The sequence below is a fragment of the Streptomyces sp. NPDC058470 genome (genome assembly GCF_042721055.1).
Lineage (GTDB): Bacteria > Actinomycetota > Actinomycetes > Streptomycetales > Streptomycetaceae > Streptomyces.
Genome location: NZ_JBHXMF010000115.1, coordinates 1 through 12,512, shown reverse-complemented (window position 1 = coordinate 12,512; position 12,512 = coordinate 1). Strand labels below are relative to the sequence as shown.

The following is a 12,512-nucleotide window of genomic DNA, read 5'->3' as shown; positions in this document are numbered from 1 at the left end:
GGGAATCGCTGGCCGCGCTCCGCGGCTAGGGCCTGTCCGGCGGATCATGCCGGAGTCGCGGGGCGGGGGGGCCCGGTGAGGGGGGGTGTGGGGGGGGGGGGGGCCGCGGGGGCCGCCCCCCCGCCACCGTTCAAGCGTCCTCCTCGGAGCGCTGTCAGATCTGCCCGCGCCTGATGCGGCGGAGCACGACAACGCCTGCGATCACGAAGACTCCGCCCAGCGCGGCGGGCCAAAGTTGCGCTCCCGTGGCAGCGAGACTGGCCGTGCCCTCTGTCTGCGGTTCGGTCCCTGATGCGGCGGACGGGTCCGTCCCGCCGACGGGCGGTGTCTGCGCGGCGGTGCCCACCTCACTGCCGTGATCCTCGTCCGAGCCGGCGTGGGACGACGGCGCGGCGGCCTCGTAGGTGGCCGAAGGCGTCTCGACCTTGGGTTCCACGCTGACGGGGGCGTCGGGCGAGACTTCGCCCGCCGGTTCGGTGGCCGGTGTGGTGGTCGCGGGCTCCGAGCTCTGGTCACCGCCGCCGCCGCCATTGTCGCCCTCGTTGTTGCCGGGCTCCTCGCTCCCCTGCCCGTAGGACGGGTCGTCCGCACTGGGCGTCGGGGACTGCGGGGGCTCTTCGGAGGCGGGGGGCTCCTGCGAGGGTTGTTCCGAGGCGGGGGGTTCCTGCGGCTCCTCGGTACCGGTGCCCGGGTCGGCACCCGCACCGCACTGACGGCCGCTGTTGATGCAGTCGACCATCTCCTGCATGAGGCCTTCGTCGAAGACGTTGATGAAGTCGCCGTGGTCCGTGACCGGCTTGTGCAGCTGTTCGGGGAAGGAGTCCACCGCGAACAACGGTGTCGTCCTGCCTCCGTCGACCAGACTCGGTGCGTCGACGTCGTAGACAAGGCGCTGCACCAGCTGCGGAATGGCACGGAACCCGGTGGGGCAGTTGCCCTGGGCGTCCGCGAAGGCCACGTGGGTGCGGTGGTTGGCGCTGTCGATGTTCGCGCCGTCCCAGCAACTCTGGAACTTGAAGGTGCGCACCACATCGCTGCCCTGCGGGCAGATCGGGTACTTGTCCTTCAACTGCCGGTCCTCGAACCCGGTGCAGCTCCACGACGCGTTGGCGTTGGCGTTGCCGTTGACGAACGCCTTGGCGTCACCGGTGATGATGCGCAGCAGCCGGGGCATGGCGGTGACTTCGCTCTGCGGGCTGCCGACGAACGTCAGCGTGACCTGCTTGGGCGTGACGATCTCACCGGCGTTGCCTTCGATTCCGCCCCCGGCCGACCCGGCGTCCTGTTCCTGGGTTCCGTTCTGCAGCCTCAGTACCGGCCAGAAGTAGGACGACTTGTCGCCCTCGTCCTCGCAGGTCGTGTCGCTGTTGGCCAGGTCGTCGTCGCTGGCGAAGGCGTTGTTGGACTGGTTGCCGACGTAGTCGTGGAAGTGGTGGGCGCCGTTGGTGACGCCGGGAGCCACGATCACGTTGTCGGAGTTGAACAGGCCGTTGGCGTTCACCCCGCAGCTGGTGGTGAACTCGCCACGGGAGGCGTTGTCCTGGGCCTGCGGGCTCTGCACGTTGGGCTGCACCGAGTTGATGTCCTGGAAGTCGGCGGCCACGGGCCCGTTGCCGACCTGGCCGGCGTCGCCGCCCTGTTGGGCGTCCGCTGCCGCGTCGCCGCCCTGGTTCTGGTCCTCAGCGCCCTGGCCGTCGCCGCCCGCGTCACTGTTCTCACCGCTGCCGGACTGGTTGGCGGAATCGAGCAAGGTGCAGGTCGCGAGGGCCTCGAGTCCTTCCGGACGGTCCCCCGCGCCATCGATGGCGAGCACGATGCGGTCGATCGCCGCCGCACGCTTCTCCGTCAGCGGATTCAGAATCTCGCTGTCGTCGACGTCGGCGCCCTGATCCGCGGCCTGCGCCGCAACCTGCAGCTGCTGATAGGCCTCGGTGATCTGCTGGTCCAGGAGAGCGAGTTCCTTGTCGACGTCTTCCCTGGCCGCGTCCGGAACGGTCGTCAGCTGACTACCGACGTCCGGGCAGTCGATCGTGGCACCCGCCGATGACAGGACCTGGTTGTCCTGCCCGGACTCGCCGCCCGAACCGCTTTCGGTCGCCGAGGCGTAGACGTTGACCGTTACGAGCCCGACTCCCCCCAATATCAGCGCGACTGCTGCAGAGGTCGCGCGCCGTGCGCCTGTCGGGCGTCTGCGCGTGTTGCGTCTCAAGGAAGTGCTCCTACGCGTGATGGACGGCTCGGTATGGCAATCCCCTGCCCCAGTACGCAGCCGCGCCCCGGCATGTTCAAACACCTCGGAGATTCATAGAAATCTCCTAGGAATCAGGTTCAGCCCCACTGTCTCTGTCACCACCAGCGACGGACGGCGGGCTGCCAGTGGGGCGGCAACTCGATGCCGACCGGAATCAGTTGCCGCCCCGCCCACCGGGAGGCCGGTCCGGCCGGTCCGCCGAGGTCAGGCCACCGCAACCGGGTACGTCGGGTACTCCACCCCGGACACGTGCTGCACGACGCGGATCACCTGGCAGGAGTAGCCGAACTCGTTGTCGTACCAGAGGTAGAGGATCGCGTCGTCGCCCTCGACCTTGAGTGCCCCGGCGTCGATGATCGAGGAGTGGCGCGAGCCGACGAAGTCGCTGGAGACCGCGTCGGGAGCGCTGATGAAGTCGATCTGACGCTTGAGCGGCGAGGTCAGCGACACGTCACGGAGATAGTCGAGGACCTCCTCGCGGGTGGTCTCGCGCGCGAGCCGCAGATTGAGGATGGCGATCGAGACGTTCGGCACCGGAACGCGGATCGAGCTGCCGGTGATCCTGGCCTTGAGGTCGGGCAGCGCCTTGGCGACGGCGGAGGCGGCGCCGGTCTCGGTGATGACCATGTTGAGCGGCGCCGAGCGGCCGCGCCGGTCGGAGTCGTGGTAGTTGTCCAGCAGGTTCTGGTCGTTGGTGAACGAGTGGACGGTCTCCACATGGCCACGCAGGACGCCGTACTCGTCCGCCATCGCCTTCAGCGGCGGGACGATCGCATTGGTGGTGCAGGACGCGCAGGACAGGATCTGCTCGTCCGGCTTGATCATGTCGTGGTTGACGCCGTGGACGACGTTGGGGACATCGCCCTTGCCCGGCGCGGTCAGAACCACCTTGGCGATACCCGGGCGGAGGTGCTTCGACAGTCCCGCGCGGTCGCGCCACCTGCCGGTGTTGTCGATGAGGATGGCGTCCTTGACACCGTACGCCGCGTAGTCCACCGTCGCCGGGTCGTCGGAGTAGATCATCTTGATCTCGTTGCCGTTGGCGATGATCTTGCTGTTGGCCTCGTCGACGGTGATCGTGCCGTGGAACTGGCCGTGGATGGAGTCACGGCGCAGCAGCGAGGCGCGCTTGACCAGATCCTCCGCGGCCCGGCCGGCCCCCTTGCGAACGACGATGGCGCGCAGGCGCAGGCCGTTGCCGGAGCCGGCCTTCTCGATGAGCAGGCGGGCCAGGAGGCGGCCGATGCGGCCGAACCCGTAGAGGACCACGTCACGGGGCTCGCAGCGTTCGACCTTGTTGGCACCGGTTGCCCCGGCGACAGCCTGAGCGGTGAACTCCTCCACCGACAGGCCGCTGTCGTCGGTCCTGTATGTCGCGGCGAGCATGCCGATGTCGATCTGGGAAGGGCCGAGATCGAGCGTGGTCAGAGCCTCCAGGAACGGCTGCGTCTCGGTGACCGAGAGTTCCTCACCGGCGATCTGCCGGGCGAATCGGTGGGTCTTGAGGATGCTGACCACCGACCTGTTCACCAAGGAGCGGCTGTGGAGCAGGACCGTCACGTCCCGCTCCCGGTGCAGCTTTCCGATGACGGGGATCATCGACTCCGCGATCTCCTCGCGGTTTTTCCAGTTGGTGAACGAGTCGTCATTGACAGTCACAGGTCCATCTTTCGAGCTAGGAGGCGCTCATATGCTAATCCCCTGCTGTTTGGATCATTTAGGCGGTGCCAGTGGGCAGCACAGGGTCTCCTTGTAGCGGTTGGCCTTACCCGACGCCGCTGCCCGCCCGGCCGGCACCGGAGTGCGCGTCGGCAGCTGCGCGGGGCAGGGTCTGTTCGCACCAGATGGTCTTGCCGGAGGTGGTCTGTCTGCTGCCCCAGCCCTGGGTGAGCTGCGCGACCAGCAGCAGGCCGCGGCCGCCCTCGTCGAAGGCCCGGGCCCGGCGCAGGTGCGGTGCCGTGCTGCTGGCGTCCGAGACCTCGCAGATCAGCGTTCGGTCGCGGATCAGCCGTAGCTGGATCGGAGGAGCTCCGTAGCGGATGGCGTTGGTGACCAGCTCGCTGACCACGAGTTCGGTGATGAACTCCAGGTCGGCGAGTCCCCAGGCGTCGAGCTGGTCGGTGGCGAGCGTCCGGGCGACCGCGACCTGGGCCGGGTCGGGGAGGATGTCCCAAGTGGCGACGTGATCCGGGGGCAGAGCTCCGGTTCGCGCGAGGAGAAGGGCGACGTCGTCGGCCGGCCGGCCGTCGAGCAAGGTGTCGATCACCGTGTCGCAGGTGTCCTCCAGTGATGTCACCGGCGCGCCCAGCGTGCGTATCAGCTCGGCGAGACCATGGTCGATGTCGCGGTTGCGGGATTCGATCAGACCGTCGGTGAACAGGGCGAGAACGCTGCCTGCGGCCAGTTGCAGCTCGGTGGTCTCGAAGGGGAGGCCGCCGACGCCGAGCGGGGGGCCGATCGAGCCGGTCACAAGTTCCGGGACGCCCTCGGGAGTGACGAGGACGGGCATGGGGTGACCGGCGGTCGCCAGGGTGCAACGGCGGGAGATGGGGTCGTATACGGCGTACAGGCAAGTGGCTCCCAGGTCGCCGCTCGCAGCAGCGTCGCCTTCGGCGATACCCGGCTGTTCATCACTGGCGAGGTGAATGACCAGGTCGTCGAGGTGTGTAAGGAGCTCGTCGGGCGGCAGGTCGACGTCGGCCAGGGTGCGTACGGCGGTACGCAGCCGGCCCATGTCGGCAGAGGCATGAATGCCGTGGCCGACGACGTCCCCGACGACGAGGGCGACCCTGGCGCCGGACAGCGGGATCACGTCGAACCAGTCGCCGCCCACTCCTGCCTGTGAGCCTGCCGGCAGATAACGGGAGGCGACCTCCACAGCCGGCTGCGCGGGGAACCGCTGCGGCAGCAGACTGCGCTGCAGGGTGAGCGCGGTGTCTCGCTCACGGGTGTAGCGCCGTGCGTTATCTATGGCGACCCCTGCTTTGGCAGCCAGCTCCGCGGCGTAGGACAGCTCGGCCTCCTCGAATCGTCCGGTCGAACCCGAGCGCCAGAAGGTGATCACGCCCATCCGCATGCCCCGGGCCTGTAGCGGAGCCGTGATCAGCGAATGGATGCCGTATTCCAGGATCCGCCCGGTCTGTGCCGGATCCTGGGACTGCCATGTGGCGGAAGCCCGCAGATCGGGTTCGATCGTCGCGAGCCCGCTGCCGAAGCTGCGGGCCTGCGGCGTACACGGAGACAGCGTGATCAGTGCGCCCACCGGCTGGAACGGAGGGACCTTGACGATGCCTCCCACAGCGACCCGGCGCGTTTTCACACCCCCGGCGGGCAGTTGCTCGCCGTCCTGCAAAGCGGAGACGGCCAGGTCGACAGTGACGAAGTCGGCGAACGCGGGGACCACGACCTTCACCAACTCCTGCGCGGTCCGCCCCACATCAAGGCTGGTGCCGACCGCCACGCTGGCGCCGTACAGCAGCTTGAGACGTCTGTGCGCGACGTCCGTCAGCTCGCGGCTCTCCTCGAGCGAGTGCCCCATGGTGTTGAACGCGACTTCGAGTTCGCCGATCTCGCCCGCACCCGTTTCAGGCATACGGGCCGACAGCTCTCCGTCGGCGAGCCGGCCCGCGACGGCGGCTGCCCGACGGACCGGCCGGACGATCGCCCGTGTCAGATATCCCGTGTAAGCGGCGATGAGGAGGACCGATCCCGCGAGCCCGGACGTCGCCGCGGCGATCGACCACCGAACCCTGCCCTCGGCAATGTCCTCACGCGCCGCCAGTATGGTGCGCGCGTCCTTGTCGAAACGGTCGAACTCGGCCCTCAGCCCGTCGACCCGGTCCTGCCCCTCGGCCGTCGTCTGCACGCTCCGCGTGGAGGGATTGCCCTGCTTCGCCGCCTCGACGAGGGGCACCGAGTAGTCCCGGATGAAGGACTCTCCGTCACGGGTGATCTGCAGCGCCAGTTTCCGCAGCTCGGGCGGGTCGGTGAGACGCACGAGCTCCTTTGCCTGCCCGGGGAAGTCGAGCCTGGCGGTCTCCCACGGCTGGAGGAAGCGGTCCTGACGGGTGATGACGAAGCCGCGCTGGCCCGTCTCGACGTCGAGGACGAGCTTCTCGAGGCCCGCAGCCTCGACGAGCGCCGTCCGGATGCTCTTCCTCGCGTCCGTCGACTCACGCATGTCCTGGATCGCCCACAGCAGCACACCGAAGGCGAGGCCGATCAGCAGCGCGAGCACGGTGCTCGCGACCACCGTGAGGCGCGTCAGGCCCCATCCGACGCGCCGCTTCGATCGGGTTGCGGTCATGATTCGCCTGTCGACTGACATCGCTACGGTTTCCTCAGTCTAAGGCGGGTTTGTCCACCTGCCCGAGCGGTAGAGGTTCGCGAAGCCTTCTCCGCAGAACCGCCTGGGTCACGGCCCTCCGGCCGGTCCTCCTGCCCCGGCCGGTTTGCCCCTGCTGGGACTGGGCCGACCCGCCACTCGAGGTAAGCCGGGGGGTTCCCGTGGCGTACGGACCGCAGGGCGTGACGCTCCCCGCACCAGTGCCGCGCCGTGCGCGGACCCAGAGCGCGGCCGTCCTGGTTGCGGGGTGGGTTGCCCTGCTGTGGGTGCTTGAGGCAATTGACATCATCCTCGTCAGCGGCCTGGGCGTCTGGTTCACGTCCCCCGAGCATTCCACGACAGCGGGCATGTCCGGCGTCGTCTTCGGCCTCTTCGGTCATCTGCTGGTTCGCGGCTTCGTGAACGATCCCCGGCCAGGGTGACTTGCTACAACGGGACGGGGGCGCCGGAGTGCGACTCATCGGTCTCCGGCTCCTGCGGCGGGTCGCTGAGCTGCTCGCGCAGATAGTTCCAGAACACCGCGATCATCGCGGCGACCGGTACGGCGAGCAGGCTTCCCACGATGCCGGCCAGACTGCCGCCCAGCGTCACGGCCAGCAGGATCACCGCCGCGTGCAGGCCCAGGCCCCGGCTCTGGATCATGGGCTGGAACACGTTGCCCTCAAGCTGCTGCACCACCACGATGATCGCCAGCACAAGCAGTGCGTCCGTCAGGCCGTTCGACACCAGCGCGATGAGAACCGCGACAAAACCCGCGAACAGCGCGCCCACGATCGGAATGAACGCGGAGACAAAGGTCAACACCGCCAGCGGAAGCACCAGGGGAACTCCCAATATCCACAGGCCAATGCCGATCAGTACGGCGTCCAGCAGGCCGACGACTGCCTGGGAACGCACGAACGCGCCCAGGGTGTCCCAACTGCGCGCGGCCACGATCGGAACGTCGGTGGCAAGCCGACCCGGCAGCTGACGGGTGAGCCACGGCAGGAACCGCGGGCCGTCCTTGAGGAAGAAGAACATCAGGAACAACGCCAGCACAGCGGTGACCACGCCATTGATCACAGTGCTCACACCGGTGGCGAAAGCGGTGACAAGACTGCCGGCACTGTCCTGAAGGCGGGCGATCGCGGCATCGGAAGCATCCGCGATCTGATCGTCGGCGATATTGAGCGGCGGCCCGGCGGCCCACTCGCGCACCTTCTCGATGCCCGCGACCACGCCATCGGTCAGGTCACCGGACTGGGACGCCACCGGCACCGCGATCAGCGCCACGATGCCCACGGCCACCAGGAGGAACAACACGGTCACCGCCGACGCTGCCAGGGCGGGGCGCCACCCGCGCCGGCGCAGAAACCGAGCCAGGGGCCAGGTCAGCGTGGTGACGAACAGGCCGACTATGAGCGGCCACACGACCGACCACATCCGGCCCAGAAGCCATAGGGCCACCCCGGTCATCACGAGGACCAGCAACAACTCAACGGAGATACGCGCTGATGCGCGGAGCGCGGCGCGGGCTTTCGTGGAACTCATGGCGGCAGACATGGGGGTCACCCTATGGGTACCCCGGCCATACTCCGCTGCCGCTGCGGGCGAGCCCCCAAATGGACAGCCGGAGAGGCAAGTTGGCTGCTGAGAAGCTTCGCAACGCGCTTTCGGCATGCCTGATCCGACGACGTCGGCATTGACGAACCCGATATCGTCCTGGCGCACCGGACCGGCAGCGGAGGCGTCCCTGCCGATGACGGAACGAAGGAGTGCAGCCATGCGAGTTCTCATGGTCGGAGCGGGCGGCGTGGGCACCGCGATCACCAGGATCGCGGCCCGTCGTTCCTTCTTCGAGCACATGGTCGTCGCCGACTACGACCGGGCACGGGCTGATTCGGCCGTCGCCGGTGTCGGGGCCGACGGGCGCAGGTTCACCGCCGTACGGCTCGACGCCTCGGACGCGGACGGCGTACGGGCCGCCCTCGCCGAACACCGCTGCGACGTCCTGCTCAACGCCACCGACCCCCGCTTCGTGCTGCCACTGTTCGACGCGGCACTCGCCCACGGCGCGCACTACCTCGACATGGCGATGTCCCTGTCCCGGCCGCACCCGGCACGCCCGTACGAGGAGTGCGGAGTGAAGCTGGGGGACGCGCAGTTCGCACGCTCCGCCGAGTGGGCGGCGGCGGGCCGACTCGCACTGGTCGGCATGGGTGTGGAGCCGGGCCTGTCGGACGTCTTCGCCCGTTACGCCGCCGACGAACTCTTCGAATAGATCGAGGAGATCGGCATCCGTGACGGCGCCAACCTGGTCGTGGACGGATACGACTTCGCGCCGTCCTTCAGCATCTGGACGACGATCGAGGAGTGCCTGAACCCACCGGTCGTCTACGAAGCGGATCGGGGCTGGTTCACCACGCCGCCCTTCAGCGAGCCGGAGGTCTTCGACTTTCCCGAGGGCATCGGACCGGTGGAGTGCGTCAACGTCGAGCACGAGGAAGTGCTGCTGATCCCAAGGTGGTTGAAGGCCCGGCGTGTCACCTTCAAGTACGGTCTCGGCAACGAGTTCATCGGTGTCCTGCAGACCCTGCACAAGCTGGGCCTGGACCGCACGGATCCGGTCACCGTGGACAGCGGCGGCACGGGCAGGGTCGCGGTCTCCCCGCGCGACGTGGTCGCCGCCTGCCTGCCCGACCCGGCGGGTCTCGGGGACCGCATGCACGGCAGGACGTGCGCGGGCACGTGGGTCAGGGGAACCAGGAACGGGCGGCCCCGAGAGGTCTATCTCCACCATGTGGTCGACAACGAGTGGTCGATGCGGGAGTACGGCTCCCAGGCCGTGGTCTGGCAGACCGCGATCAACCCCGTGGCCGCTCTCGAACTCATCGCGTCCGGAGCCTGGTACGGCAGCGGGGTGCTCGGCCCCGAGGCCCTGCCTCCCCAGCCGTTCCTCGACCTGCTCAGCGAGTACGGCGCGCCGTGGGGGATGCGCGAGGACACTCCCGTCGACGGCACGGCCTGAGACGTCGGGCCGCCTGCAAAGGCAGGTGACCGCCGCGCGTCCGTCACCCCGGGGGTGAACGGCATTGCCCGCCCGGCCCGCGCAAAGCGGTCCGGACGGGCAAGGTGGCTCAGGAGAGGAGGTCAGGGAGTGAGCTGCCACCGCTCGATGTAGCCGACGTCGATCGAGGCCGTGTCACGGACCCTCAGGATCCATGTGCCGCTGATCGGTTGTGCGGAGGCGTCGACCGTGAAGGTCTGGTCGACGTTGTCGGCAGAACCACCGCTGTGGTTCAGCAGCGAGTAGACGGTGCCGTTCGGGCCGACCAGATCGACCGTCAGGTCACCGCGGTACGTGTGAATGATCTTGACGTAGACCTGGGTGGCGGCCGAGGCGTTGCCGCTCAGGCCGTTGATGACGATCGGCGAGTCCACCGCGGCTCCGACGTCGGGGATGTCGACGCGCGTGCCGTTGGCGTAGATGTACGCCACCCGCCAGTCGAAGGTCACCGGGGCGGTCGCGCCCGTGCTGTCGGTGACCGTCAGTGTCACCTCGCTGTTGGCGGCAGTGGTCGGGACGCCCGTGATAAGCCCCGTGTCACTGATCGTCAGACCGTCCGGCAGGCCGGTGGCCTCGTAGGTCAGGCTGGCACCGGAGTTGGTGGTGTAGGCCTCGGCCTGCAGCGAAACCGTCTGGCCGACACCGCTGGTCTGGTCGGCGATCGGGGCCACGTTGACGCCGAGCGCTATCCGGTCACCGACGTTGATGCCGGCCCAGGCGGCGGCGACGGCGAGGTAGGTGTCGCTGTACGCGCCGAACAGGTCGGACGCTGCCCGCAGGGTCGCGGTGCGGGCGCCGGCGTAGTTGGTGGTGGAGGTCATGTAGGTGGTGAGAGCCCGGTACCAGATCTGCTGGGCGTTCTCGATGCCGATGCCGGTCACGGCCACGCCGTCGTAGGTCGGGCTGTCGTAGGAGACGCCGTTGACCGTCTTGGCGCCACTGCCCTCGGAGAGCAGGTAGAAGAAGTGGTTGGCCGGGCCAGAGGAATAGTGGACGTCGACGCTGCCGAGCGTGGAGTCCCAGAAGTCGCGGGACGCCCCGTCCTTGGAGGGCTTGTCCATGTACCGCAGCGGGGTGCCGTTGCCGCGGATGTCGATCTTCTCGCCGACCAGGTAGTCGGGAACGTCGGCGGCCAGGTCGGCCTGGAACTCCACGGCCGCGGCGAAGATGTCCGAGGTCGCCTCGTTGAGGCCACCGGACTCGCCCGAGTAGACCAGGCCGGCGGTGGCACTGGTGACGCCGTGGGTCATCTCGTGCGCGGCGACGTCCAGCGAGGTCAGCGGGTGGGTGTTGCTCGCGCCGTCGCCGTAGGTCATGCAGAAGCAGCTGTCGGACCAGAAGGCGTTGACATACGCGTTGCCGTAGTGCGCCCGGCTGTAGGCGGCCACTCCGTCGTTGCGGATGCCGTTGCGGCCGAACACGTCCTTGTAGTAGTCCCAGGTGGCCGCGGCGCCGAACGCGACATCCACACCGGCCGTCTGCCGGTTGGCCGGAGTGCCGTCGCCCCAGACATCGTTGTCATCAGTGAAGAGGGTTCCGGTGCCCGAGGTGCCCTGGTTCAGGTCGTACGTCTTCTGGTCGGCCCGGGCCGGGTCCTGCAGCTGGTACGTGGTGCCGGAGAGCGTGCTGCCGACATCGACCGTCCCGCTGTACTGTCCCGTGCCGCTGCCGGTGTGGACCTGCTCGAAGTCGTAGAGGGCCTTGCCCGAGGCGGCGTCGGTGAGGACGTGGAGCTCGCTGGGCGTGCCGTCGTGCTGCAGGCCCTCCACCACCGACTCCCAGGCCAGGACCGGCTCGGCTCCGCCGGCCCAGACGACCAGCCGTGGGGCGCCGTCGACCGCGGGGCTCTTGGCGTCGGCCTTCTTCGCGGCGGCAAGTGCCTTGCCGGCGGCGGTCTTGGAGGTGATGCGAGGGGTGATCGTCGGGACCTTGATCGCGGCCTCGGTGGCCTCGGACACCGTGGTGCGGCCGTCCTTGGCGTGCACGACCAGGTCGCCGCCGAGGACCGGCAGGCCGGCGTAGGTGCGCTCGTAGCGGGTGTGCGTGGTGCCGTCGGCGTCCTTCGCGACGTCCTTGACGATCAGCTTCTCCTTGGAGCCGAGGTCAAGGTTCTTGGCGGTGTCGCCGACGGCAAGACCCGCGCTCTTCATGAGCGCGGCGTGCTTGGCGGGAGACAGTTCCGCCGGGGCCGCACCGGCCCGGGGCGTGGCGACGATCTTCCCGTCACCGCGGTCGCGGGGGGCCGCGGACCCTACGCCGGCCTGGAAACCTGCGGCGAGCAGAGTGCCCGCGGTGGTGAGGGCCAACGCTGCCGTGTATCTACGTCGGTTGAAGGTGCGGTGTGGCCGGAGCAAGGGCTTCTCCTTATGCGGCGGAGGCCTGTGATGGAGGCCGGAAGACAGGCCGGCAGGGTGTGGCCGGCCGGCGACGCGCTGAGCAGGGAAGGGCACGGCACGAGATGACACGCGAGGCGTGTCAGAACTCCGTGGCATGCAAGACGTGGGGGTGTGAAGGAAGGGTGAACGCGCGAAGATCAGAGTGACATCGCACGGGCGATCTTGTCATGGATGCGCCAATAGAACGGCTCGAATTGGCCCCTACTTGCTGGGGGTTCGTCTTGACGCGGGGCGCTTTTCGGCCGCTGCCGGACGGTGGGAGGGCTCGTCCGGGGGCGAGCCTGGAGGCGAGCCTGAGGCCTGGGCTGGGCTGACCTGGGCTGGGCTGGGCTGGCCTGGCCTGGGCCAGGGCCGGGCCTGGGCCGGGGCCGGGCCTGGGCCGGGGCCGGGCCCAAGGCCGGGGCCGGGCCCAAGGCCGGGGCCCGGCCGAGGGGGGTTTGGTAATCTGCGTGCCCCCCAGGCCCGTCTAAATGT

At 68.7% G+C, this 12,512-nt stretch carries 6 protein-coding genes and 1 pseudogene; 2 read left to right on the top strand and 5 right to left on the bottom strand.

The genetic code is table 11. The features are described from left to right. Positions 1 to 154: 154 nt before the first annotated feature. The 3 genes from ACFWP7_RS41950 to ACFWP7_RS41940 form a co-directional block, all read right to left on the bottom strand. Positions 155 to 2,209, bottom strand: coding sequence for a DUF1996 domain-containing protein (locus ACFWP7_RS41950; protein WP_384393709.1), 2,055 nt, complete (start codon positions 2,207 to 2,209; stop codon positions 155 to 157). Between the two features lie 246 nt (positions 2,210 to 2,455). Beyond that, positions 2,456 to 3,910, bottom strand: a complete 1,455-nt coding sequence (locus ACFWP7_RS41945) for a glyceraldehyde-3-phosphate dehydrogenase (protein ID WP_384393706.1) — start codon at positions 3,908 to 3,910, stop codon at positions 2,456 to 2,458. 106 nt (positions 3,911 to 4,016) lie between these two features. Then, a complete protein-coding gene (locus tag ACFWP7_RS41940) occupies positions 4,017 to 6,557 on the bottom strand; it encodes a SpoIIE family protein phosphatase (RefSeq protein WP_384393703.1) in 2,541 nt (846 codons plus the stop codon). Between the two features lie 305 nt (positions 6,558 to 6,862). On the opposite strand from ACFWP7_RS41940, the gene ACFWP7_RS41935 reads away from it, so the two are divergent. Then, a complete protein-coding gene (locus ACFWP7_RS41935) occupies positions 6,863 to 7,018 on the top strand; it encodes a rhomboid family intramembrane serine protease (protein WP_384393700.1) in 156 nt (51 codons plus the stop codon). Between the two features lie 4 nt (positions 7,019 to 7,022). Here the strand turns inward: ACFWP7_RS41935 and ACFWP7_RS41930 are convergent, their stop codons facing one another. Then, on the bottom strand, positions 7,023 to 8,126 hold the full coding sequence (locus tag ACFWP7_RS41930) for an AI-2E family transporter (RefSeq protein ID WP_384393712.1): 1,104 nt from the start codon (positions 8,124 to 8,126) through the stop codon (positions 7,023 to 7,025). 232 nt (positions 8,127 to 8,358) lie between these two features. Between ACFWP7_RS41930 and ACFWP7_RS41925 the strand changes: the two are divergent. Then, positions 8,359 to 9,603: pseudogene (locus ACFWP7_RS41925) on the top strand (saccharopine dehydrogenase family protein). A 122-nt stretch (positions 9,604 to 9,725) separates the two neighbouring features. Here the strand turns inward: ACFWP7_RS41925 and ACFWP7_RS41920 are convergent. After that, entirely contained in the window at positions 9,726 to 11,996 is a 2,271-nt protein-coding gene (locus ACFWP7_RS41920) for a M4 family metallopeptidase (RefSeq protein ID WP_384393697.1), read from the bottom strand. Positions 11,997 to 12,512 lie beyond the last annotated feature (516 nt).

Coding starts and splice junctions, on each gene's coding strand:
- ACFWP7_RS41940 (WP_384393703.1), bottom strand. CDS start 6,557: ATGACCGCAACCCGATCGAAGCGGCGCGTCGGATGGGGCCTGACGCGC.
- ACFWP7_RS41930 (WP_384393712.1), bottom strand. CDS start 8,126: ATGAGTTCCACGAAAGCCCGCGCCGCGCTCCGCGCATCAGCGCGTATC.